At 36.3% G+C, this 25321-nt stretch carries 25 protein-coding genes and 1 other RNA gene; 12 read left to right on the plus strand and 14 right to left on the minus strand.

All coding sequences use genetic code 11. The features are described 5' to 3' along the window. Positions 1 to 3: 3 nt before the first annotated feature. Together GWK10_RS00605 and GWK10_RS00610 are read right to left on the minus strand one after the other, a co-directional pair. A complete protein-coding gene (locus tag GWK10_RS00605) occupies positions 4 to 594 on the minus strand; it encodes a DUF4331 family protein (protein WP_164028963.1) in 591 nt (196 codons plus the stop codon). A gap of 24 nt (positions 595 to 618) precedes the next feature. Next, a complete protein-coding gene (locus tag GWK10_RS00610; RefSeq protein ID WP_164028964.1) occupies positions 619 to 1305 on the minus strand; it encodes a DUF4331 family protein in 687 nt (228 codons plus the stop codon). A 174-nt stretch (positions 1306 to 1479) separates the two neighbouring features. Between GWK10_RS00610 and GWK10_RS00615 the strand changes: the two genes are divergently transcribed. From GWK10_RS00615 to GWK10_RS00625, 3 genes are all read left to right on the plus strand, one after another. Then, entirely contained in the window at positions 1480 to 2670 is a 1191-nt protein-coding gene (locus GWK10_RS00615; protein ID WP_164028965.1) for an LETM1-related biofilm-associated protein, read from the plus strand. A 107-nt stretch (positions 2671 to 2777) separates the two neighbouring features. Then, complete coding sequence (gene lpdA / locus GWK10_RS00620; RefSeq protein ID WP_164028966.1) at positions 2778 to 4169, plus strand: dihydrolipoyl dehydrogenase; 1392 nt, start codon at positions 2778 to 2780, stop codon at positions 4167 to 4169. Between the two features lie 9 nt (positions 4170 to 4178). Beyond that, the gene (locus GWK10_RS00625) at positions 4179 to 4460 is read left to right on the plus strand and encodes a DUF3817 domain-containing protein (protein WP_164028967.1); all 282 of its coding nucleotides are present in this window, start codon (positions 4179 to 4181) and stop codon (positions 4458 to 4460) included. Between the two features lie 66 nt (positions 4461 to 4526). Here GWK10_RS00625 and GWK10_RS00630 read toward each other — a convergent pair whose 3' ends face one another. The 6 genes from GWK10_RS00630 to GWK10_RS00655 form a co-directional block, all read right to left on the minus strand. Then, on the minus strand, positions 4527 to 5711 hold the full coding sequence (locus GWK10_RS00630) for a PQQ-dependent sugar dehydrogenase (RefSeq protein ID WP_164028968.1): 1185 nt from the start codon (positions 5709 to 5711) through the stop codon (positions 4527 to 4529). 59 nt (positions 5712 to 5770) lie between these two features. Further along, positions 5771 to 6187, minus strand: a complete 417-nt coding sequence (aroQ, locus tag GWK10_RS00635; RefSeq protein ID WP_164028969.1) for a type II 3-dehydroquinate dehydratase — start codon at positions 6185 to 6187, stop codon at positions 5771 to 5773. 92 nt (positions 6188 to 6279) lie between these two features. Then, on the minus strand, positions 6280 to 6813 hold the full coding sequence (locus tag GWK10_RS00640) for a porin family protein (RefSeq protein ID WP_164028970.1): 534 nt from the start codon (positions 6811 to 6813) through the stop codon (positions 6280 to 6282). Positions 6814 to 6837: 24 nt separating this feature from the next. Beyond that, a complete protein-coding gene (locus GWK10_RS00645) occupies positions 6838 to 7362 on the minus strand; it encodes an outer membrane beta-barrel protein (RefSeq protein ID WP_164028971.1) in 525 nt (174 codons plus the stop codon). A gap of 123 nt (positions 7363 to 7485) precedes the next feature. Continuing rightward, on the minus strand, positions 7486 to 8010 hold the full coding sequence (locus GWK10_RS00650) for a hypothetical protein (RefSeq protein WP_164028972.1): 525 nt from the start codon (positions 8008 to 8010) through the stop codon (positions 7486 to 7488). Between the two features lie 169 nt (positions 8011 to 8179). Continuing rightward, positions 8180 to 8713 (minus strand): DUF3575 domain-containing protein, encoded by a 534-nt coding sequence (locus tag GWK10_RS00655; RefSeq protein WP_164028973.1) that lies wholly within the window; start codon positions 8711 to 8713, stop codon positions 8180 to 8182. Positions 8714 to 8858: 145 nt separating this feature from the next. Between GWK10_RS00655 and xerD the strand changes: the two genes are divergently transcribed. The 4 genes from xerD (at position 8859) to GWK10_RS00675 (ending at position 13463) form a co-directional block, all read left to right on the plus strand. After that, positions 8859 to 9773, plus strand: coding sequence for a site-specific tyrosine recombinase XerD (gene xerD, locus GWK10_RS00660; RefSeq protein WP_164028974.1), 915 nt, complete (start codon positions 8859 to 8861; stop codon positions 9771 to 9773). An 86-nt stretch (positions 9774 to 9859) separates the two neighbouring features. Further along, positions 9860 to 11554 (plus strand): glycoside hydrolase family 13 protein, encoded by a 1695-nt coding sequence (locus tag GWK10_RS00665; protein ID WP_164028975.1) that lies wholly within the window; start codon positions 9860 to 9862, stop codon positions 11552 to 11554. Between the two features lie 2 nt (positions 11555 to 11556). Then, entirely contained in the window at positions 11557 to 12780 is a 1224-nt protein-coding gene (locus GWK10_RS00670) for a DUF418 domain-containing protein (RefSeq protein ID WP_164028976.1), read from the plus strand. Between the two features lie 281 nt (positions 12781 to 13061). Then, positions 13062 to 13463, plus strand: coding sequence for a PAS domain-containing protein (locus GWK10_RS00675; protein ID WP_164028977.1), 402 nt, complete (start codon positions 13062 to 13064; stop codon positions 13461 to 13463). Positions 13464 to 13577: 114 nt separating this feature from the next. On the opposite strand, the gene rny is transcribed toward GWK10_RS00675, so the two are convergent. From rny to GWK10_RS00695, 4 genes are all read right to left on the minus strand, one after another. Beyond that, on the minus strand, positions 13578 to 15146 hold the full coding sequence (gene rny / locus GWK10_RS00680) for a ribonuclease Y (RefSeq protein ID WP_164028978.1): 1569 nt from the start codon (positions 15144 to 15146) through the stop codon (positions 13578 to 13580). Positions 15147 to 15307: 161 nt separating this feature from the next. Further along, positions 15308 to 15421, minus strand: a non-coding RNA gene (gene ssrS, locus GWK10_RS00685) — 6S RNA. A 58-nt stretch (positions 15422 to 15479) separates the two neighbouring features. Continuing rightward, positions 15480 to 15770 (minus strand): cell division protein ZapA, encoded by a 291-nt coding sequence (locus tag GWK10_RS00690; protein WP_164028979.1) that lies wholly within the window; start codon positions 15768 to 15770, stop codon positions 15480 to 15482. A 9-nt stretch (positions 15771 to 15779) separates the two neighbouring features. Then, a complete protein-coding gene (locus GWK10_RS00695; protein WP_164028980.1) occupies positions 15780 to 16070 on the minus strand; it encodes a hypothetical protein in 291 nt (96 codons plus the stop codon). A gap of 238 nt (positions 16071 to 16308) precedes the next feature. Here GWK10_RS00695 and GWK10_RS00700 point away from each other — a divergent pair, with 238 nt between their 5' ends. From GWK10_RS00700 to GWK10_RS00715, 4 genes are read left to right on the plus strand one after another with little or no spacing between them, the layout of a single operon-like run. Further along, complete coding sequence (locus GWK10_RS00700; RefSeq protein WP_164028981.1) at positions 16309 to 18012, plus strand: M23 family metallopeptidase; 1704 nt, start codon at positions 16309 to 16311, stop codon at positions 18010 to 18012. A gap of 8 nt (positions 18013 to 18020) precedes the next feature. Continuing rightward, positions 18021 to 20474, plus strand: coding sequence for a TonB-dependent receptor (locus tag GWK10_RS00705; RefSeq protein ID WP_164028982.1), 2454 nt, complete (start codon positions 18021 to 18023; stop codon positions 20472 to 20474). Positions 20475 to 20476: 2 nt separating this feature from the next. Further along, the gene (locus GWK10_RS00710) at positions 20477 to 21139 is read left to right on the plus strand and encodes a hypothetical protein (RefSeq protein ID WP_164028983.1); all 663 of its coding nucleotides are present in this window, start codon (positions 20477 to 20479) and stop codon (positions 21137 to 21139) included. Between the two features lie 29 nt (positions 21140 to 21168). After that, positions 21169 to 22404: an acyloxyacyl hydrolase gene (locus tag GWK10_RS00715; protein ID WP_164028984.1), complete on the plus strand. Its 1236-nt coding sequence runs from the start codon at positions 21169 to 21171 to the stop codon at positions 22402 to 22404. 35 nt (positions 22405 to 22439) lie between these two features. On the opposite strand, the gene GWK10_RS00720 is transcribed toward GWK10_RS00715, so the two are convergent. Both GWK10_RS00720 and GWK10_RS00725 read right to left on the minus strand, forming a co-directional pair. Beyond that, the gene (locus GWK10_RS00720) at positions 22440 to 23636 is read right to left on the minus strand and encodes a hypothetical protein (protein WP_164028985.1); all 1197 of its coding nucleotides are present in this window, start codon (positions 23634 to 23636) and stop codon (positions 22440 to 22442) included. Positions 23637 to 23722: 86 nt separating this feature from the next. Continuing rightward, on the minus strand, positions 23723 to 24520 hold the full coding sequence (locus GWK10_RS00725; protein WP_164029534.1) for a TIGR00266 family protein: 798 nt from the start codon (positions 24518 to 24520) through the stop codon (positions 23723 to 23725). 153 nt (positions 24521 to 24673) lie between these two features. On the opposite strand from GWK10_RS00725, the gene GWK10_RS00730 reads away from it, so the two are divergent. Next, positions 24674 to 25168: a hypothetical protein gene (locus GWK10_RS00730; RefSeq protein ID WP_164028986.1), complete on the plus strand. Its 495-nt coding sequence runs from the start codon at positions 24674 to 24676 to the stop codon at positions 25166 to 25168. Positions 25169 to 25321: the final 153 nt, after the last annotated feature.

Consider the following 25321-nt stretch of genomic DNA (forward strand, 5'->3'; position numbering starts at 1 on the left):
TGTTTAATTTGGTCTTTCTACATAAGGAAAATTAGTCTGTGGGTTTTCGCCACTAGCATCCACATTGTCACTAACTAATTCCGGAGTGCCATTTTCGCCATTAAATCGTGCACCGTCGGCACCACCAAAAAGCAGAATTAGCGATATATCTATAACATCATCGGTCAAACCTCTACCCGTTAAAATCGCATCTGGTCCTCCATAATAAATTGTTGGTCCATCAGGTGCTACCTGTAATACGTCCGAAGCCAAAACAGTAGTTAGTGTAGCAGCATCTAGCCCTAGAAGGTTGTTTTCATACTCTACACCAAAAGCGGCATGTAATCCATTTAGTTTCGCCTCAAAAAGCGACTGAAAATTAGCACCCATTTCGGATGGTATCGTCACATTAAACATATTTTCTTCTTCTGCAGTCGTTGGAAACACTGTAGCAATACCTGGCCTACCCATTTGATCTTGTTGTACGAAAGTTCCTGAAAAATCTAATTGTTCAGGTTGTGGTGGCAAAGGATTGTTATCATCATCTTTATTACAGCTTTGTAAAAGGAATAATCCCATTGCAAGCGCTATCATTTTTATACTTGTTGATTTCATTTTCTAATTTTTAAAGTTGAATTTTTATTGTTTTCTCTTTGCTTCAGCCCATACATTAAATACCTGTACCCCAGTACCAGCTGGATGCGCAAACGTGCCGCCTAATAATGAATTCGGCACTTCAACAACCACAGACAGTACATTTTGATTCGCAAAATCGTTGGTTCCTGGGTTATTAAATCCATTAGGAGCCACCGTCGGGCCTTGAACAACCTGATTGAATTGGCTAAAGTCAAAAAAGAATGGATCGTCTCTTAGTCCTGCGAAGTAGGATATACCACTATTATCAGTTGTAGTGAATTCGTCACCTATTCCGCTAATCTGAACAGATGTTCTTGAGTCAGGATCTAAAACAGTACTGTTTAATCCAGTATTGCTTGGAGTACCTGGACCAAAAAAATACATATTATCACCTCTTGGTACTGCCTGAATAACGCGATCCTCTATTAGGTCACCATCATTGTCGATGTTAATTTCGATCATGACATCTTCATCAAAACTGATGTTGTTACCCGCTGGCGCCAAAGAGCTCTGTACACTTACTACAAATACGGTATTATCAGGATTTGCTCCTTCAAATGCATAAAGGTCCGTAATGTCCGCAGTGGTAGCGCCAACGGCTGGAGCTTCCAAATGATCTGCAGCGATCAATACAACAAGTCCACTTAGAGCGATACCTGCTGTTAATAATTTAAACTTAAAATTTTTCATGAATAATTGATTTTATTTAATATTTCTGATTTTCCAACACTTACGGAAGATGCTTAAAGAGGGTTTTATTTTAATATGTTAAAAGATGTTAAAGTCATATTCAAATGATTTTTTTATAAGCTTTTTGGATTGCTCCATTAAATTGTATTTTAGCAACAACCAATCAAAAAACTAATGAACCCTTCAGCCTCCGGTTGGATCGATAAACTACTGCAACTAATCAATCTTGACGAGTTTGCAAATACCTCTGAACAGGACTACTATGGTGCGCTCAGAACTTCTGGGTTTATTTATGGAACAAATGCTTCTGATGTTTTTCAATTTGAAAGTGACATTGATCATACCGAAGAAGAGATCACCAAGATCAACTTGCTACTTGCTTTACTATATCAGTATTTTCAATCGATAGACAAAGGCAATAAGGAAGATGGTATTCGTTCTATTCTCAATTACTTTGACACGCTCGGTGCGCGAAAATTCTCATTTTTAGATAAGGTACTTGTTGGCAAACAACCTAGTTCTCAACTTGAAAAAATATTGCATAATCGTATTCAGGCGAATAAAAATATTTTCACCAAAAACTTTAGCAATATCATAACCAACGCATTATTGTTTATAGATGTGTTGACCTATAAACAGTATTTAGATGGTCATTTAGACGTCTCATTATATGCCGAGCGCTTAGAGCAAGTAATAACCAATGTGGTTTTAGACGCATTAAACTCTAAGGATCAAAAAACTGATTATGATGAATTACTAGTAAAACTTGTTGAATCGTCACTTCGGTTTCATGAGCGAGCAACTGATACTTCAAATACCAACTACGTACACTTGCTTAAAGGATATACTACCTTATGCGAACGAACCTATATTTTTGACCTTGCCTGTATGGCAGTTTGGGATGATAAAAAGTTAGACGCTAAGGAAGAACATTACATTTGGAAACTTCGTGACGAGCTGAGTTTATCAGAAGGAGAAGCTGCTATAGCAGTGACCAGTGCCATTCAATTTATTGAAAATAATAAGGATAAAATCTCTTTTTTCAATCATTCTAATCCGGTTAAGCACTTTTATGATCAGTCTTCTAAAACTGTAAGTGTCCTAATTTTGCGAAATAGACGTCGACTGGTTAAGGAATTAAAACAAAGCCAAGAGCTGCTTGCATTACTAGGTAAATCTGCTGGAAAAACGCTGACTGAAGAAGAAAAACAAAAAGTAAAAGAACAGCTACTCGATATCTGTAAAACGATTCCATCACTAGCGATTTTTGCACTTCCCGGCGGTGCGGTATTGCTTCCGATTCTTATCAAGTTTATTCCCAAGCTATTGCCAAGTGCGTTCGACGAAAACCGAGTAGAACGATAGTGAAGTATATCACTTTTTAGTGGTTATATCGGTGAATTTTCAGTTTATAATTCCTATTCTATTTCGTAATTTCGTTGTTTTAAAAATCTGATCAAAGAATCTGCATTATGAGCAAATACGATATTATTGTTTTAGGTAGTGGTCCGGGAGGATATGTAACTGCTATTAGAGCCTCTCAACTAGGATTTAAAACCGCTGTTGTTGAAAAAGAAAGCCTCGGTGGTATCTGCCTTAATTGGGGTTGTATCCCAACTAAAGCTTTATTAAAAAGTGCTCAGGTGTTTGATTATTTAAAGCATGCTGAAGATTATGGTCTTACCGTAAAAGATGCCGATAAAGACTTTAATGCAGTCGTTAATCGTAGTCGAGGTGTTGCCGATGGTATGAGTAAGGGCGTTCAGTTTTTAATGAAGAAGAACAAAATTGACGTTATCTCAGGTTTTGGTAAAGTAAAGGTTGGGAAAAAGGTTGAAGTGACCGATGATAAGGGAGATAAAACTGACTATAGCGCTGACCATATTATTATTGCCACTGGAGCAAGAGCTCGAGAACTTCCTAGTTTACCTATAGATGGTAAAAAAGTAATTGAGTATCGCAAAGCAATGTCTTTGGAAAAACAACCAAAGAAAATGATCATTGTAGGTTCTGGTGCAATTGGTGTTGAATTTGGACATTTTTATAATGCAATGGGTACCGAAGTGACTATTGTAGAGTACTTACCACACTTAGTTCCCGTAGAAGATGAAGACGTGTCGAAACAATTTGAGCGTTCTTTCAAGAAAGCTGGCATTAAAGTAATGACTAATTCTGAAGTCTTGTCGGTTGACACTTCAGGAAAAGGTGTAAAGGCTACTGTAAAAACTAAAAAAGGTGAACAGGTACTCGAAGCAGATATCTTATTGTCAGCTGTAGGTATTAAAACAAATATTGAAAGTATCGGATTAGAAGACCTTGGAATAACCGTTGATAGAGATCGAATTATTGTAAATGATTTTTACCAAACAAATATTCCTGGATATTACGCCATAGGTGATGTCACTCCAGGTCCAGCTTTAGCCCATGTCGCTTCAGCAGAAGGAATTACTTGTGTTGAAAAAATAGCGGGTATGGATGTTGAACCTATTGATTACGGAAACATTCCTGGTTGTACGTATTCGACTCCAGAAATTGCAAGTGTGGGTATGACTGAAAAAGCAGCTAGAGAAAAAGGATATGAGTTGAAAGTGGGAAAATTCCCGTTTTCGGCATCTGGTAAAGCAAAAGCTGCCGGTACTCCTGATGGGTTTGTAAAAGTGATATTCGATGCAAAATACGGTGAGTGGCTTGGCTGTCATATGATTGGCGCTGGTGTAACCGATATGATTGCGGAAGCGGTTTTAGGTCGTAAGCTAGAAACTACCGGTCATGAAGTATTGAAAGCAATTCATCCGCACCCAACGATGAGTGAAGCCGTAATGGAAGCTGTTGCTGATGCTTATGATGAAGTAATTCACCTATAAACTCATTTCTTGCTTAAAACATTTCGAATTACAGCCATTTTAGAAGGGATCTCCTATCTATTACTTTTTGGAATTACAATGCCCTTAAAGTATCTAGCAACTATGCCTGAACCCAATATTATAGTAGGATATATTCATGGATTTTTGTTTATGGTATTTGTAGCACTTGCGGCAATAGTATGCTATGAACGAAAATGGGGATTGAAGAGATTTATCATCTTTTTTATCGCTGCATTATTACCATTTGGCACATTCTATATTGATAAGAAGTATTTAAGGAAAGAAGTTTAAAAATCACCAATATTCCTCGATACAATCTCGATGGCTATCGGAATCGCTCGAACTGACATCTCGTTATTAATTGGAAGCCGATTTTCGTATTCCGTAAATCGTACCACTAAAAGCACATACATATAATTCTTGGGCACTATCTGTGCCGAAAGAAGCTATTGGTAGGCCGGATTCTATTAATAGGTTATTGTCTGTTCCATCATTACCAATTGCCCAAATACGTCCGCTTGCGAAATCGCCATACACATATTTACCTAACAATTCGGTATTTGTAGCACCTCTATACACATAACCACCCGTTATCGATCTGTCACCCTGCGATCTTCCGTAAACATGAACAGGAGCTATTAGATTTGAGCTGTCACAATTTCCTGAAAAACAAGATGTGCCTTCAAATAATTTCCAACCATAGTTACCTCCAGAAATAATTTTGTCAATCTCTTCTAATTCGCCTTGACCTACATCTCCTGTCCACAACTCTCCGGTCATCGTATCAAAACTCATACGCCAAGGATTTCGTAAGCCATAGGCATAGATTTCTTCTTTTACACGCTCTTCACCTACGAAGGGATTATCAGCTGGAATCGCATAATTTAACCCAGCAGCTTGATTATTTACATCAATCCTAAGGATATTGCCTAGCCAAGTCGATCGATCTTGACCATTATTATCAGGATCTCCTCCACTACCTCCATCACCAGAAGCAATATATAAAAGCCCATCCGGGCCAAAAGCAACTTGCCCTCCATTGTGATTAGTAAAGGGTTGCGGAATTGTCATTAATACCGTTTCGCTGGACGCATCCGCAACATCTGCATCGGCATCAGATACTTTAAAACGTGCTATTACAGTCTGTGTAGCGGTTGGATTATAATTCACATAGAAAAAGCCATTGGTGGTAAAATCTGGATGGAATGCCAAACCCAAAAGTCCTTGTTCGCTTGTGGTCGAAATTCTAGATGTTAAATCTAAGAATGTAGTTTTTCTGAAAGAAGCTACATTATTGTTAAATACTTGAATTCTTCCAGTTTTTTCAACTACAAAAATACGATTTGTACCATCATTGGGTGATTGTAGATCCACTGGTTGATCGAACGTCAGTTCAGGAAAAGCGTTGAATAGTTCAAAATTTACATCAGAGTTATCTCCGTCTTCTCCCATCTCATCGCCATCAATTACTGGCGGAGTATCATCCGAGGCACAAGCAGCAGTAAATAGAGTAATTACCAATAAAAATCGTAATATCTTCATAGCTTTTGGTTTTCAATATGTACGAAGTTTTTGTTCTAGTCAGATTATCAGAAAGTCAATTACTTCAATAAACTTTCTATGGCTAGATCGTAACCCTCCAAGCCAAAGCCGAAAATACAGCCTTTGGCGTTGGGTGAAATATAGGATATATGTCTAAAATCCTCGCGTGCCATAATATTCGATACATGCACTTCTACCACTGGCGTTTTAATTCCCTTAACGGCATCACCCAGACCAATTGATGTGTGCGTATAAGCACCCGCATTTAAAATAATACCGTCGTATGAAAATCCGACTTCGTGTAACCTATCTATCAATTCACCTTCTATATTCGATTGAAAGTAGGATACTTCAATATTGGCATATTTTCCTTGAAGTTTTTTCAGATAATCCTTGAACGTTTGACTACCATAAATCTCAGGTTCACGTTTTCCTAAAAGATTCAAATTTGGTCCGTTAATAATGCAGATTTTCATCGAAATAAAAAGTTTAAAACGAAAGTACTAAAAAAGGTGAAAGCAATGCCTCCACCTTTATATCTATTATATCTATATATTCTTATATTTTTTTAAAAGAAGTTAAATCCAGCCGACAATTGAAATACCGCATTTTTTGGAGAATTTGCCGATTCTAAAACATCTGTAAGTCCGAAGTTATATCTTGCCTGGGCAAAAAACTTAAGAATTTTAACTTCTAAACCAACAGCTCCACCTACGTCAAGGTCTTTTACATCGCCGATGTTTTGAACTTGATCCTCATTTACCTTGAATCCAAATTGAGGCCCTGCCTGTAAGCTAACAGCTTTGAAAAGTTTAATATCCGCTAACACTGGAATATTTAAATAATCGATCTTTAAATCATCAGAGGTTAACTCAACTCCCTGCGATGAATATATGGCTTCTGGTTGGATTGCAAAATTGTCAGACAATCTCAATTCTGCAACTAAACCAACATGAAAACCTGTTCGACTGTCTGCATTTAAATCTCCGCCATTGAAGTCCGCAAAATTCAATCCTGCTTTAAAACCTAAATGAGCACCTTGTGCATGGGTTGCCGCATTAAATCCTATTAATGCTACTGCAACTAGAAATAGTTTTTTCATAATATAAAGTGTTTTTGATTTGGATTAGAAATTATATCCAATACCTATATTAAGGGTATTGCTTTTTACTGATCTATCTTCTATTTGAGCTCGTTCATTTATTTGTATGGCATAACGAGCTTGAATAGCAAACTTTCTCGTAATGTTCAATGCCACACCAGCTACACCATCCAAAGCAAGTGCAGATGTGTTTCCAAAATCACTATCAACAGCATAATTAGCTTGAGGTCCCAATAAAAGAGAAAGTTTAGGTAAAATTCCGATCTTAGCTTGTAGAGGGACTATTATGTATCCCTCACTATTTGCATTACCATATAGTACTTCCCCTTGTAATCCAACTTTTTTGGTTAGCGATAATTGCACCATTGGCCCTAAATAGAAACCCGTGAAGTTATCTGAGGACGTGATATCGGGACCAAAAATCCCATCTGTTTTTGTATTCACATTCAACACACCAGAGCTAATTCCGAATTGGATTTTTTTAAGAGCCTTTTGAGCAGTTGCATTAAATCCTAGGCACAAACAGACTAGAATAAGTAGTTTTTTCATTTTTAAGATTTGGTTTGAGTTATTGGTTTGGATAACGATTGATTAATGTATTTAGTACAAAACTAAGATAAAGTCATAAAAAAGAGGCCGAAGCCTCTTTTTAAAATAATAAATAGTTGAATTTTAAAAATGGAGAGCAAATCCAACGTTAATTTGCAAAACACTATCCGCTATTGCATCATCAAGCGTCAGGTTATAACGTAATCCCGGTTCTATACTTACCATATCTCCTAAGAAAATAGCGTAGCCACCTTGAATCCCAACCCATGATGGATTATCATCTGCATCCTTGATACTTGCACCTGTAAAATCCACTTGAATAGGAATTATACTATTAACATAGTACTTAGCACCAACTTTATAGGTAAAACCGCTTCCAAATACGTCGCGATCAAAATAACCTAGTCCTAATTTAATAGCCAAATCATCAGCTATAAAATGTCCTGCTTCACCCCCTATGGCCCATTGTGTTAGATTATCTTGTGAACTAAAGCTAAAACTAGTGTTCGCAGAATTTCCTGCCCCAAAACCAGTATTGGCTTCGACTACCCATTTACCTTTTGCTGTTTGACCGCTAGCATCGTCTTGAGCTGTCGCATAAGCAGATAACCCTACTACAGCAATAATTGATAAAAATAATTTTTTCATGATATAATGTTTAAAATTTAGTTACTCGAAAATCATTGTAATATTTGTTGTAAACAACTATTTAAGATAACATTAACTCATTTAACACACTAACTACCAATCTATTAATTCATTTTTTCAATAAAAAAGAGGCCGAAGCCTCTCTAATTTTACTATATCATTTGTATTACTACCAGGCATAACCAATAGATACACCTAAACGTGGTAAAATCCCATCGATATCAACACCACTTACATCTCCGCTAGTAGAAGCAGAAACGTATTGAGCACCTAGGTTTAAATCGAGAGCAAAACCAGTGCTTCCTCCGCCAAAAACCCATTGGTAACCAGCTACTGCACCTCCGCTAAAGGCAGAAACATCGCCACTACTACTACCAGATTCGGCAGATGCACTTGAATAGCTTACTACAGGTGCCGCATACCAACCTCTTGGAGCCTCTTTAGAAGAAGAAAAGTAAAACTTATATTTTCCTTCCGCTCCAAAACCTGTAGCTTTTGCTTCATCCACTCCAAAAGATGCATTTATGCGCGTGTAGGCTAAAGAAACTTCAAAAGCTCCTTTATCCGATATAGCTCGTTCATAACTGAATTGAGCCGCGCCAAACGCTAAACCAAGTGGATTTACTTTTACCACATTTTGCTGACCTGATGCGCTAAAGCATCCCAGTAAGGCAATTAATACCAATAATAAATTTTTTCTCATTTTAATTTGTTTAAAGATTTAGTTTCAATGGAAAAAAACGCTATTTAGTAGACTTTATTTTACAAATAATCTATTTATATAGATTATAAATTATAAAATCCATAGTATCAGTAACTAAACACATGTGATTTATTATTTTTATCAAATGAAATGGAACCAAGCCCTAAAAGACTACGTATCTTACTTAAAAATAGAACGAGGGCTTTCCGATAATTCCATTACTAATTATGAACTGGATATAAAAAAGTTGATCAACTATCTAGAAGTTCATGGGATTAAAACCACTCCATTAACCATTGATGAAACTACTGTTCAACAATTTGTTTACGAAGTTGCGAAAGTAGTGCAACCAAAAAGTCAAGCGCGCATTATATCTGGACTTAAAAGTTTTTTTAACTATCTCATTTTTGAAGATTATAGAAATGACAACCCTTTAGAATTAATTGAGAGCCCAAAAACAGGAAGAAAACTTCCAGATACTCTCGCAAAAGAAGAAGTGAACTCCCTAGTTGATGCAATAGACCTGAGTAAACCTGAAGGAACACGGAATTATGCAATTATAGAAGCATTATATGGTTGTGGACTACGTGTATCAGAGTTAATTAACCTAAAACTATCTGATTTGTTTTTTGAAGAGGGTTTTATTAAGGTCACTGGGAAAGGAGATAAACAGCGCTTCGTTCCTATTGCCACGTATACTCAAAAGTATATCGATATTTATAAAAACGAAGTCCGTAATCATCTGGCTATTAAACCCGGGCATGAAGATTTCTTGTTTCTTAATCGTCGCGGCGCTCAACTAACGCGTGCCATGATTTTCACCATCATAAAACAGCTCGCCGTAAAAAGCGGGATTACAAAAAATATAAGCCCTCATACCCTTCGCCATTCATTTGCTACCCATTTACTGGAAGGTGGCGCAGACCTAAGAGCCATACAATTAATGCTTGGTCACGAAAGTATTACCACAACCGAAATCTACATGCATGTAGACCGGAGTCATCTTACTAAGGTTATAGCGCAATATCATCCTAGAAATAACCGGAACGAAAACGTTTAAGTACTTAAATACTATCGTTTTTTAAGCTTCCAAATAATCTATACTAAAGCTTATTGTATTTTTAATACAAATCATTGCATTAACGTATGGCTGCCGAAAAAAAATGGTGGAAAGAAGGGATCGTTTATCAAATATACCCCAGAAGTTTTAACGACACCAGTGGAAATGGCATTGGCGATTTACGCGGTATTATTGAAAAACTAGACTATATAAAAAGTATAGGGGTTGATATTATTTGGTTAAACCCCATATACAAATCACCTAATGATGATAATGGTTATGATATAAGCGATTATCAAAATATCATGTCCGAATTTGGTACAATGGCCGATTTTGATGAACTGCTTTATGGTATGCATAATCGTGGTTTAAAACTGATTATGGACCTTGTTGTAAACCATAGTAGTGATGAGCACGAGTGGTTCCAACAATCAAAGTCGTCTCGAGACAATGAGTACCGAGATTATTATCATTGGTGGCCTGCTGAAAAAGGAACACCACCTAAACGATGGAGTTATTTTGATGTAAACAGTGATGCCTGGAAATATGATGAACAAACCGATTCTTACTATTTACATTACTTTTCACAAAAACAACCCGATCTAAAATGGGAAAACCCTAAACTCAGAAGTGAGATTTATAAAATGATGGCTTTTTGGTTTGAAAAGGGTATTGACGGTTTTAGAATGGATGTTATTCCATTTATATCAAAAGACACGAGCTATCCAGAATTGCCAGCCGATGCCCAACCGGAAGATTTCGTTGCATTTTATGCAAACGGTCCTAAGTTGCATAACTATTTAAGGGAAATGAACGATAGGGTACTATCACAATATGATGTAATGACTGTTGGTGAAGCACCTGGAATTGCAGTTGATCACGCTCTAGATTTCGTTGATGAAGATAGGAAAGAGCTTAATATGTTCTTTCATTTCGACCTAATGACCTTAGATCGTGATCCAGACGAATTATTTACTATGAATAAGGATGGCTGGAAGTTATCCGAATTCAAAAAAATTCATACAAAATGGGATAAAGCATTTGCTAATAAAGGCTGGGGAAGCATGTTCTTAAGCAATCACGATTTTCCTAGAAGTGTAAGTCGCTGGGGGAATGACGATCCGGAATTTTGGAGAAATAGCGCTACGCTACTCCAGACTTTTCTTTTAACCATGCGAGGCACCCCATATTTTTATTATGGTGACGAAATAGGAATGACGAACATTCGCTTTAATAGTATTGAAGAATATCGTGATATAAATACTATTAATAAATATAAACAACTACAAAATCAAGGAAAGGATTTTGATGCCTTTATAGAAAATGAAAAGGATGCCGCACGAGATAATGCTCGTACACCAATGCAATGGGATGAATCTACGTTTGCAGGCTTTTCGACTACCAAACCATGGATAAGCGTTAATCAAAATTACAAAAGTGGGGTTACGGTCAAAGCACAAGAAGATGATAAGTATTCTGTGCTGAATTATTTTAGAAAAATGTGCGCGATAAGAAAATCAAACGAAGCTCTTATTTATGGCGAATACAAACTTATTGATGAAACAAACGAGCAAGTATATGCGTACACCCGCTCATTAGAAGATGATTGCTTTTTAATACTCTTGAATTTTTCTACTGACAGTGTAATTTATACACTACCATCGGACATTAACTACAACGCTGCAAAATTAATTGTCTCAAATGATCGGATTAAAGATGATAAGACCTACAAAGAGTTTTTATTATTGCCATATCAAGCAATAGTTTATAAATTGCTGTAAATATGACCACTACCAAAAGAATACAATCGATAGATGCATTAAGAGGCTTTGCTCTTGCAGGAATTGTTTTGGTTCATATGGTAGAAAACTATGTCGGTGGATTAGTACCTCCTGAAAGTATGGAAGGAACAAATCAAGGTGCTATTGATCAGGTAGTATCCGGTATTTTAGGTTTCTTTTTCATAGGAAAGTTCTTTGCTCTGTTCTCATTTCTATTTGGGCTTAGTTTTTTCATACAAATGGATAATGCTGCTAAAAAGAATAGCAGTTTTAGCGGTCGCTTTTTATGGCGACTAGTCGTTTTATTTATAATAGGATACGCTCATCACCTTTTTTATCGCGGCGATATTCTTACTATTTATGCACTGTTTGGAGTTTTACTTATACCATTTTACAAATTAGCTAATAAGTGGATTTTGATTATTTCACTAATCATATTTGCAGGTTTTTTTAGATTTATCATATATGGTCTTTTTGGCTCTGACAGTCTTTTTAGCGATTTTGACTTAAGTCCTGATAATCCTGCTGCAGCCACTTACTTTCAAACCTTAAAAAATGGCAGCATATTAGATGTCTTTAAATCTAATGCAACCGAAGGTCAATTAATGAAAATGGATTTTCAACTCGGGATTTTCGGGCGAGGTTATCTAACTTTTGGGTTTTTCCTTCTTGGCTTATTAGCTGGTAAAATTGGCTTATTTAATGATCTGGCAGCATTTAAAAAACAATTAAGACGATTTTTAATAAGACTTAGTATTGGGCTGGTATCAATAATCGCAATAGTTGCCGTAATTGTGGTGGTATTTTACTCCTCACCAAGCGAACAGCAACAACAGCCGGATATGGAATCTTGGGCAGCTATGGCTGGCTTAACGGTATTCGATATTTTTAATATCCTACTTACTTTAATTCTGCTGTCTGCCTTCTGCTTACTTTTCCTAAAGACCAAGGGGCAACGATTCTTTTCAATCTTCACATCCTATGGACGGATGGCACTATCTAATTACTTTCTTCAAAGTGTTATAGGCACCTTCATTTTATACGGATGGGGTCTTGGCTATCTCGGCGAATTGAGAAATATATATACCTTTTTGATTGGACTGGGGATTATCGCAATCCAAATAGCATTTAGCAATTTCTGGCTAAAGCATTTTCAATACGGACCGTTAGAATGGTTATGGAGAAGTCTTACCTATTTCAAAAAAGTCCCTTTTAAAAAGTCGTAGTTAAGCATATATAACTATCTCTACTAATCAGGAGTCACATTCAGCATACTGAAAAACAGGCTATTAAATGCATAAATTTCCTACAAGATTTAGCCAAAAATGTGCTATCTCGGTATTATTCTTCAAAAAAATAGTACAAAGCACTTCAATTATTGTGCACGCATAATATTATAGTACCTTTGTCGTGTATTTAAGTATTTAAACGGTATTTCAGATTCAAAAGGGGCATTTTTTAACATGAGTACAATCACTGAATTGTCAAAAATTTAAAAAAATGTCCTATGATTGATGAAAAGATTTCTTTAGAAAAAATCGTTGAGAAAATTCCTGGAGTGGTATTCCAATTTGAAATATGTAACTCCGGAATAACAAGGTTCCCATTTGTTAGTAAGGGTTTTGATGACATATTCGAAGTACCAGCAGATAACTTCAAAGAAAATGCTAGCTTGGCACTATCCAGAATTCATCCTGAAGATTATCAGGCCTTAATGTATAATGTATTTGATTGTTATAAAAGCGGAAAAACATTTACACACACTTTTCGAGTGGTAAGCTCAACAACTAAAAAAACAATTTGGCTAAAAATCAGTGCCATTCCGGAATCATATAATCCTAATTGTGGAATTTGGTTCGGCTACATGAGTGATCTAACCAACGAAATAGAAAAATACAATTTTAGTTAGCTGCAAGACAACTAAACAATATTAATCGATTGTTACTGCCCTATTAGTAACAGCTCCCCCTAAAACGAAGAAAGTCCGCAAAATGCGGACTTTCTATTTTATTTTTATCTCTGATTATTTCGCAATGTTTACAGCTCTTGTTTCGCGAATTACCGTAACTTTTACCTGACCAGGATAGGTCATATCGGTCTGTATTTTTTGAGATATATTGAACGATAATTCGGAAGCCTGATCGTCATTAACTTTTTCACTTTCAACAATAACACGAAGTTCTCTACCCGCTTGAATAGCATAGGCTTTTTTAACACCTGTAAAACCGAAAGCGACATCCTCTAAGTCTTTAAGACGTTGAATGTAGCTGTCTAATACCTGACGTCTTGCACCGGGACGTGCGCCTGAAATAGCATCACAGACCTGTACAATAGGTGATATCAAGCTAGTCATTTCTATTTCATCATGGTGAGCACCAATTGCATTACACACATCTGGTTTTTCGCCGTGTTTCTCTGCCAACTGCATCCCTAAAATTGCATGTGGTAATTCTGTTTCCGTTTCTGGTACCTTCCCTATATCATGTAATAGTCCAGCTCTTTTTGCCAACTTAGGGTTCAATCCTAACTCCGCTGCCATCACACCAGATAATTTAGCAACCTCACGCGAGTGTTGTAATAAGTTTTGACCGTAAGACGAACGATATTTCATTCGACCTACTGCTTTAATTAATTCAGGGTGCAAACCATGAATACCAAGATCGATAACTGTACGCTTACCTACTTCAATAATTTCTTCCTCAATTTGCTTGGTAGTCTTACGAACAACTTCTTCTACACGTGCCGGATGAATTCTACCGTCGGTCACTAATTTATGCAATGACAAACGTGCAATTTCTCTTCTAACCGAATCAAAGCATGAAAGAATAATCGCTTCAGGTGTATCGTCAACAATTATTTCCACACCAGTGGCGCTTTCGATAGCACGAATATTTCGACCTTCTCGACCGATAATTCGACCTTTTACCTCATCAGATTCCAAATTAAAAACAGATACACAATTCTCAATTGCTTCTTCTGTTCCAATTCGTTGAATACTGTTTATAATTACTTTCTTAGCTTCTTGTTGCGCAGTAAGCTTTGCCTCTTCGAGTCGATCTTGAATGTACGCCATCGCATCACTTTTGGCCTCCGCTTTTACTGCCTCAATTAATTGCTCCTTTGCCTCTTCAGCAGACAGGCTAGAAATAACTTCAAGCTGATTTACCTGACTTTTATGAAGCTTATCAACCTCTGATTGCTTCTTTTGAAGATAATCTATTCGATAGTCGTAGTCTTTCTTCTTTTCTTCTAAGGAAGAATTTAATTTTTTCCCTTTTGAAAGCTCATTTGAAATTTGAGATTCCTTATCACGAATGCGTTTTTCAGCTTCGGCCATTTTCTTATCACGAGAAACAATAACCTTTTCATGCTCGGCCTTTAACTCAATAAACTTTTCTTTGGCTTGAAGTATTTTGTCTTTTTTAATTCCATCTCCTTCGACTTTAGCAGCCTTTAAGATAGTCGACGCTTCTTTTTTTGCATTGCTGATCATTTTTGATCCCTTTCCTTTTTCAAGGCTTTTTGCAATTACAAACCCTATTATTAACCCAACTACTGCGGCAACTATTGCAAGTAATATCGTATTATCCATATCCACATTATATTTATCAAGCAACCCTTTACGATCGCTATTTAATTTGTGCTACACCTATGTGTATCAACACTCACCTATCGACTATAAGCCGACTTAAAACTTTTATACATACCCAAAAAAAGGGTACAAAAAAGCCTACACTGACATGCGTTTTGAATAAACTCCTAAAAACAAGTTTAGGGCTAACAAGTTGCTCAAGAATCCGTAATCCCTAGGGAACGGCGCGCTTTTACAACTTAAACTCACCCTTTTCAAAAGTTATAACGTTGAGTTTACCAAAAAATAGTATCAGTGTAGGCGGTAACCTAATATCATATGTAAAGAACGTATCTAGCTAAGATGCTGTTGCAATAATGTATTGAGAGCTTTTAAACGTTCATTTACCTCTGTATTCTCAGTTTCAGTGGTAATTGATTTTTGCTCTACTTGCGATGCAAATTGTAAGGCCGCCATGGCCAATACATCCTGCTTATCGCGAACTGCATAGCTTTCTTCAAAGCGTTTGATCATTGCTTCAATGCTTTTGGCCGCTTTACGCAAGCCCTCTTCTTGGTTGGGATCTATCGTTAAAGGATATACCCTATCAGCAATTGACAATTTGATCTTAAGCTTATTGCTCATTAATTTTAATTATTCAGAAAGTTGAACAATGCATTCGTCAATTTCCCGAATTAGCGTATTTATTTTCAGCTTAGCTTCTCTTTTTTCGGTCTCACCGCCGAGCATAGAATTTGCCATTTTCAAAGATTGGTACTTCTCTTCCCAATCATCAATCGCCAATTGCAATTCAGATGTTTTATTTTCCGAAACGATTAAATCCTTTGTCAACTTAGCATTAGCCTTCTTTAAAACCTCATATTTATGAAGTAGTTTACTAATTCTATTTTCTAAAGAATCAACAATTTGCGATATGTCATTCATTGGCTATAATAGTCTATGCTACTTAAACAAAGTTAACATACTAGGCGAATACGACCAACTGTTTTGGTGAAAAAGTTTGACGTCTTTAATATTCATTGTTAATTTCTTGGTTAAAAAGTGGCTTAGTTTTTGATTTCAAAAACTTTACCAACCGCATTCAAAATGATATTTTAGCCTAACTCCAACCTAACCTTTAAATAGTACGAATATTTTAAAGCCATTTGGCCAACTTATTTATATGCGATTTACATTATACTTGCTCATACTTTTATTTTCTGCTGCGGCTTTTGGTCAAAAAAAATATCCTAAGGATGTTTTTAGAGCTCCTCTTGATATTCCTACCGTACTCGCAGGAACCTTTGGCGAATTACGTTCGGATCATTTCCATTCCGGAGTCGATATTAAAACTCAGCAGCGCGAAGGTCTAGCTGTAAAATCTATTGGGCCGGGTTATATTTCGCGAATTAAAATATCGCATTGGGGGTTTGGTAAGGCATTGTATGTGACACATCCTAATGGTTATACCTCTGTCTATGCACATCTTCAAAAGTTCTCTCCTGAAATCGAAGCTTATATTAAAAAGAAACAATACGCTAAAAAAAGCTACACTATCCAGACATATCCTGAAAAAGGAGCATTGAACTTGAAAAAAGGTGATATTATAGCATATAGCGGAAATACGGGTGGTAGTTCAGGCCCTCATCTTCATTTTGAAATAAGGAAAACAGGAAATTCTAATCCTATTAATCCATTATTCTTTGGGATTGATGTTGAAGATGATAAACGTCCTGTTGTTAAAAGTGTATTTGCCTATTCGTTAAATGAGACTTCTCAAGTAAATCAGTCAAATAAACCCATTCAACTTAATTTAAGAGAAAGTAGCGAGGGGACTTTTGTAGCAGAACGCATTTTTGCCCATGGTAAAATTGGATTTGGTGTAAATACGGTCGATCGACAAAATCTAGCATATAACAATAATGGAATCTACAAAGTTGAAACCTTAGTAAACGGGATCCCTTATTTTAATTACGATTTTGAAACATTTTCATTTGGCGAAACTCGATTTATTAACACCCTGATAGATTATACGCGCTATAAATTGCATAAAGAACGTATTCAACGCTTGTTTAAAACTCCGGCAAATGAATTGAGTATTTATAACAAAGCCATCGACAATGGTATCATTAATGTAAAAGATAGTTCTACCTACAATATTAAAATCAAGATCAAGGATATTAAAGACAATACCACTACCATTTACATTCCTGTTACCGGAAGAAAACAGCCGATTTTAATTGCAGATACCATTCGAAAAACACCGTATCGAATTAAAGCTAACGAGCGAAATATTTTTAAGGATAGTTCGGTAACAATCAATTTTTCTAAAAACACCTTTTATAAGGATTTCTATCTTGATTTTAAATCGGAAAATGACACCACTACTTTACATACGCCAATAGAGGCTGTACACAAAAATTTCAGTGTATTATTTGATGTAAAAGATATTCCAAAGGAAGAAAGAGAACAACTTTTTATTGCGAGCTTAAGTAAAAGTGGAATTCCTATTTATCACGGCACTGTAAAAGAAGAAAATACCTTTAGAACACGCACAAAAACACTTGGTAAGTACTTTTTGGCAAAAGATACTGTACCACCGACCATTTTGGCCGATAATTTTAAAGATGAGCAATGGCTAACCAATTTTAAATACTTAAAAGTAAAAATAGGCGATGATGTTAGTGGTATTAAAAGTTACAAAGGTACCATCGACGGACAATGGGTGTTGTTTGAGTACGAACCAAAAAAGTCAATGCTAAGTTTTAACTTTAATGATATAACATTAGCTACTACCAAAAAAGCAAAACACAAATTAAAGATCGTAGTAACAGACAATGTCGGAAATAACACTACATTTGAGAGCACGTTTTATCGTAAAAAATAAATCCTACATTGCATTTATTCCGGCTGTTTCTTTTTCTTTTCTGCTGTGTTGCTTCTGCGCAAACAGCCACCGTTCGCGGTCTAGTCTTAAATGAAGAAAACGCCCCTTTAGCTAATGTCAATATTAGTTTTGAATCTGGCGGTGAAACAACTAATGAAAATGGTTTTTATACTTTTAAAATCCCATCTAATAAAGATATAGTTGTTCGTTTTACCCATATTGGTCAAAAGGATGTAGAGACCATCATCAACCTAAAAACAGGTGAAGAAATCGAGCTAAATATTGTTATGCTTACTAAAGTGGAACAGATAAGCGAGGTCGTCATTACTGCTAAGACTCGAGATAATATAAGTGGGATAACCACTATAAGTCCTAAAGAAATTAGAAAAATACCAGGAGCTAATCCTGGAGTTGAAAATATATTAAAATCCTTACCAGGGGTTAATTCCAATAACGAACTCAGCACACAATTCTCGGTTCGAGGTGGCAACTACGATGAGAACCTAGTCTATGTAAATGAAATTGAAGTATATCGACCATTCTTGATTCGATCGGGTCAACAGGAAGGGCTCAGTTTTGTCAATAGTGATTTGGTGCAAAACGTCAATTTCTCCGCAGGGGGATTTCAGTCAAAATACGGCGATAAATTGTCTTCGGTTTTAGACATTACCTATCAAGTGCCGGTTGACTTTTCTGCTAGAATTAATGCGAGTTTGCTAGGTGGTAGTGCGGCTATTCAAACAGTATCTCCAAACAATCGGTTCGCTGCTATTGCCGGAATTCGATATCGAGATAATAGTCTTTTAGTAAATAGTACACAGACCGAAAGTAATTTTAAACCGGCTTTTGCTGATTTTCAAGGCTATTTCACTTATAAGTTTACCAATAAGTTTCATTTAAATTTCTTGGGGAACATTTCCATTAATGATTATAACTATGAACCTTTAACTCGACGTGTTAATTTCGGAACCATTAATGAACCCATCGCCGTAAGAGTTAATTATCAAGGCAATGAACAAGACCGCTATCAAACAGCATTTGGCGCAATTAAAGCCAACTACTTTTTAAACGATGAGATTACTTTAAAGCTTATCAGTTCAGTTTATCATACAACAGAACAAGAGTATTTTGACATTTTTGCACGTTATAGTGTAGGTCAGCCTAATACCGATATCGGATCGGAAGATTTTGGTGATATAACTGGTGCTGAAGCAATCGGTTCACAGTTAAATCATGCCCGAAACGATCTCGATGCTTTAATAATTAATACAGAGCACAAAGGCAGTTGGGAAAAAGGAAAAAATCGACTGGATTGGGGCGTAAAACACACCTTAGAAGATATTCGAGATAATGTTATTGAATGGGAAGTTATCGACTCTGCTGGCTTTTCTATCCGTCCTCCCCTACCGGGTTTTGGTAATGATGAGCCTTATACACCCTTTACAGGACCTCTTGAGCCATTTCAGAATGTACAGGCACGTAACAATGTTCGTACAAATCGATTTTCAGCTTATACTCAATTCAGTAGACAAACAACGCTAGGCAAAAATGACCTGTGGTGGAATGTAGGTGTACGTACACATTTCTGGAACATTTCAGGAGATGGTATCGAAAGTACTTCTCAACAAGTTGTTAGTCCACGCGGGCAGATCGCCATCAAGCCAAATTGGGAAAAAGATATGTTGTTTCGTTTTGCGGCTGGCGTCTACCATCAACCGCCTTTTTATCGAGAACTTAGAGATTCGCTGGGTGCCGTTCAACCAGATGTGAAAGCACAACAATCTATTCATCTTGTACTAGGAAACGATTATAGTTTTAAAATCTGGGATCGCAATTTTAAATTGACTTCAGAAGCATACTACAAACATTTAACCGATGTGAATCCGTACACTTTAGAAAATGTGCGCATTCGTTATCGCGCGAGGAATAATGCAGAGGCATTTGCTTACGGACTTGATTTGCGGTTAAATGGTGAATTCGTTCCTGGTACCGAAAGCTGGGTTAGTTTTGGGTATCTTAAAACAGAAGAAAACATCGATGATCGCGGATTCATTTCGCGACCGACTGATCAGCGTTTAAAGTTTGCCGTGCTTTTTCAGGATTACGTACCGCGATTACCCGACTTAAAAATGTATTTGAATATGGTATATAATACGGGATTACCGGGTGGGAGCCCCAGTTATGCCGACCCGTACTTATTTCAGAATCGTCTGCGTGATTATAAACGTGCAGATTTAGGGGTAAGCTATGTATTGGCCGATGCAAATAAACAGTTTAATAAAGGACATTGGCTACATGCCTTTAAAGAATTGAATGTTGGCTTCGAAATATTCAATATTTTTGATGTAACAAATTCAATTACCAACACTTGGGTTCGAAATTCGTTTACACGTCAGCAATTTGCAATACCAAATTTTATGACCCAACGTGTCTTTAATGTCAAAATCGGAATGCAATTTTAGTTATGAATAGACTTTTAAGCATGGTTTGTTGTTTTATTCTTTGGTCTTCGGTTAGCGTTGGTCAGGGAAAAAACTCTTATGAGAGCCCCGATTTTGATGAACTTACTGAAAATCATCAAAAAATTGCAATCATTCCTTTTTTGACTTCATTGAATTTAGATGAAGATATTAATGCCGATCAACTAGAAAAATTAGAAGAGCAAGAAGGTTATGAAGCTCAAAATGCATTAGAAGCTTACTTTTTAAGTAGAAATAATAGACGTAAAGCCTTTGTTGTTGACTTTCAAGATGTGAAGGAGACGAATAGAACGCTATCAAAAAATGGTGTGGATTATAAGAATCTGGATATCTATAGCCCGAAAGAGCTTTGCAAAATATTAGATGTCGATGGCATTGTAAGTGGCAGACTTATTTTAAGCGCCCTCATTTCAGAAGGTATTGATGAGTCGTTTGACCTATTGGCCTTTTTATCAGGAAAATCTGATTTCGGTAAAATCATCATCAAAACGAGCGATGGAGATACTGGAAGACTCATATGGCGCTACGAACAAACAATTACCAGAAAAAGCGGAAAAAACACTACTGCCATTATGGAAAAAATGATGCGCAAAGCAACACGTAAGTTTCCTTATGACAAAGAGCGTATTCGGAAAAGAAACAAATAAACCACTTTATACGCTGTTACCTGCACTTTATGTCAAAAACACTTGTCGTTCTATTTCTATTTTCATTTCAACTAGTACTTGGACAACAGGATAATTCAACTAAAAATAAATTTACCGTTGAGCTTTTCTCAGGTTTTACATCCGAGGCCAATGAAGGATTTCCTGATAGAAATCTTCAAATTGGCGGGTCTCTTTCTATTGGCACCTATCAAGGGCTAAATCGAGCTGAGTGGTCATATTGGCTTGGTGGTGCTTCTAGCGGGCTCTCCCTCTCATATCAAAATTTAGGCAACAATGAGCTAATAGGAAGTGCATTTGCACTTATGCCTTACTTCGAAATTCCGATTTTCAACAAAGGGCGGGAAAACAAAAAGCTTTGGCTAAACGCCGGATTCGGATTTTCATATATCAATAAGAAATTTGATACTGATACTAATTTTTTCAATAAGGCAATCTCCACCAATATCAATTGGGCATACCGGACATCCTTGTCCTACCAATTATATCGGACCAACAATATGCATCTAAAAACTGCCATTGGATATTTTCATCACTCTAATGGGCATACGCGACTTCCTAATCAAGGATTGAATTCATTTTTAGTCAGTGTTACATCCGATTTTTATGGAAATTCGAAGCAGCAAGATATTCAGCAAGACACACCAACTCCACTCTCTTCAAAATATCAATTTATATCGGTTAGAACAGGGTTGGGCATCAATACATTTAGCACGCTCGTTGCCAATGACCAAAAACCGGTATATGCATTTGCAGCGAGTTATGGATTTGTAAAAAACAATACGTTTAAATTCGAGTTTGGCGCTTACTATCGCTTTTATAAACAATACCATGACTTTATTAAAAGTGATGATGAACTAGTTGCTGAACGATTTGCCTTCTTCAAAGAAAAGCCAGGCTTAAATGCTTCAAATTATGGTCTTTTTGCTGGTGCTGGCTTACTTTTAGGCCATATAGGAGCTGATCTTCAATTGGGATTAAACATTCATAAACCTTTTTACCAGGTAGATTGGTTGATTAATGAAGGTGAAGGAATCTACCAAAGCTCTTTTCATCGACTCGGTGAATTAGATTGGTATTACGAAATTAAAAGAACGGTAATGAGTCGTATGGGGCTTACGGCTTATTTAATCAACACAAAAAAGAATCCGAAACACAATGTTTATTTATCAGCACATTTAAATGCCAACCTAGGACAAGCCGATTTTAGCGAGTTGAGCTTGGGATATGTGAAGCGGTTGGATTAAACTTTCAAAAAAACAGAAGAGCAATAGAATAAGTTCTAATGCGGTCTTGAGTATAGTTTTAACTCCTTCAATTCAGGCAGCAAATAGTGATATTCTTCAAACTTTTCCTCGCTTAATAATTCTTCTCTTATTTCCGTAATGAATTGGTATTGATTCTCAGATATCCAAAAGGCTCTATAAGGTTCTGTTCTATAGTAAAGTAACTCTTCATTTTTCACATAAACATTACACTCGTTTGCAACCGTTATAAATTGAGAAAATAGTTTGAATAATTCCTCCTTTTTTTTACTCGATGCTCCATAATTATATAATTGATATCTGACAGCGTATGGATGTGGCGACCACCATCTGGTTTGGTAATGCTTAAAAAAATCGGAACCTCTTAGATGTCTATACCTATTATGTACAATTATTTTTGCCAGAATAATCGTATCTAATGAAACTTCCTTTTTACTATTAAAAGATTCTATTACCTCATCAATTAAAGGAACCAAACCATCATGGTATTTTTGATGTAGCAACCGTTCCGTAAGACGATTATATGTTATTTTATGATCTTGTTCTGCCTCGTCTAGTGTCAATTTTATAAAATCAAAATTCCTTTTATTATCTGCATAATGTATGCTATGTACAGTCGATTTATCTATATGAATAGCTTTTGCCAATAAAGGCGTACCAATTAGCAAAAGAGGAATATAAACTAAAAGGAAATTTCGCGATTTATAAACTGAATTTAAAAGACTAAAGTTGAAAAGAAAAAGAAATAGTACGATTAGATAATAAAGTAACGGACCGTGATTGCCCACCTTAAGGCTATCATGAAAAAATCCATGACCCGAAGAAAAGTAAATAAAAACATTAGTCCCCATTCTAAAAACTCCCCATATAGTCATCCAAAAAATAAAGTAGCCGATCGTTTTGAAATATCGCTTTCTTCGCCTATTGCATCGGTTTTGGTTAGTATCTAAAAGCCATATCCATATAGCAATTAAAAAACCGAGTAAGATCGATAAACAAGCAAAAAAATACTCATAAAACCTCTCTACAAAAGGTTCATCAATTAACAAGTCGCCCATTGAGGTAATCACAACTCTTAATGTCTCTCTCGTGTAAGAAAACCCAAAAGCCAATGCGATAGTAGCAATAAGACCCGCAAAAACCCCCATCCGAAATTGTCTCTTCCCAATATTGGATATAGAAAATGGCATTCTGTAAGAAAACTTTTTTCTCATAGACATTAAACATCGTTAATTATTAAGAATGACTTCTTTTCAATTCATTGAACTGAAAACGTGAAAATCAAAACACTAAACCAGAACTAGAATCTATTATCCCCATCCAGTAAATCACCCAATCCTCCAAGAATACTGCCTTCGCCTTTACTATTGCCTCCTTTAGGTAATGAGGATAAAATACGGCCTGCTAATCTGCTAAACGGTAATGATTGAATATAGGCTGTACCAGGCCCTTCGAGCCTAGCATAAAAAACACCTTCACCTCCAAAAATCTTATTCTTTATACCCTTAATGTATTCTATATCGTAGTCTACATCTTTAGTAAAGCCAATAAGGCAGCCAGTATCAATCTTTAAAACCTCACCAGCTAGCAGTTCTTTTTTAGCAGTGGTACCACCGGCGTGAACAAAAGCCATACCATCTCCTTCTAGCTTTTGCATTATAAAACCTTCGCCACCAAATAAACCTCTTCCTAGCTTTTTCGAAAACTCGATACCGACATTTACGCCTTTAGCAGCACACAAAAACGCATCTTTTTGGCAAATAAACTTTCCGCCAAATTCAGTTAAGTCAATTGGGATGATTTTCCCAGGATAAGGCGATGCAAAACTAACTTTACGTTTACCGCCATCTTGATTCAAATAAGCGGTCATAAACAGACTTTCTCCAGTTAGCACTCTCTTTCCTGCCGAAAATATCTTTCCTAATATCCCTTTTTCTTGATTGGAGCCGTCTCCGAAAATGGTATCCATTTCTATCCCACTTTCCATCATCATAAAACTTCCAGCTTCGGCAACTACAGCTTCTTGTGGATCGAGTTCGATCTCTACATATTGCATTTCTTCACCATAAATATGGTAATCGATTTCATGACTTCTTATACTCATAATACATATTGTAAATAGTTGATATTGATAACTATTGGTGCTGATTTGGCTTTTTCTGTTACAGCATTTATCAATTATTTTTAAAAATATGGTAGGAGTTTTCTCGTTTGAGTTGTTATTTATGTAGAACCCATAATAAATTTTAACATGAATTTTTCTAAATTAAATTTTTCAATAACTACCAAAACAATACAATTGTTTTCAATTGCTTTTGCATTGGTTTTAATGACAAGCTGTAATAGTGATGATGATAATGTATTTGCAGATGTTACAGTAAACGGAACATTGTTAACAGCAAGCCCATCTGATTTTACAGTTGGAGACACCTCAGATTTTAATGGTGACGTCGATGCTAGTTTTACTGGTAATGGAGGCTCTGCAACACGAGTATTTAGCTGGAACAACAACCTTGTTACCGCTGATTACAATGCAGATATCACAGCTACTTCTGATGGAAATTTTCAGATGATTGTAAGAGATGCTGAAGAAACTATTGTTTTAGATAGAACAATCCAAGGAGGAGCTGAGCCTGATTCTTTTAGCGGTGTAACAAGTCAAGGAGTTTCTGGAATATGGACTGTTACTATAGTAGTGACTAACTTTAATGGAGATGGTAGTTTTTCCTTAAGTGAAGGAAACTAAATCTAATAATTCCTAACTATTATAAATTGCAAGGAGTGGTACTAAAAAAAGTATCGCTCCTTTTTTGTTATGCCAGCATTTTAGCTGATCTCCTCAAACTTTCAGGCTTATTTTTTACAATTTGCCTTTTTCGAATACGCAGTAGATTATTTA

It is taken from the genome of Spongiivirga citrea, assembly GCF_010671565.1.
GTDB lineage: Bacteria > Bacteroidota > Bacteroidia > Flavobacteriales > Flavobacteriaceae > Spongiivirga > Spongiivirga citrea.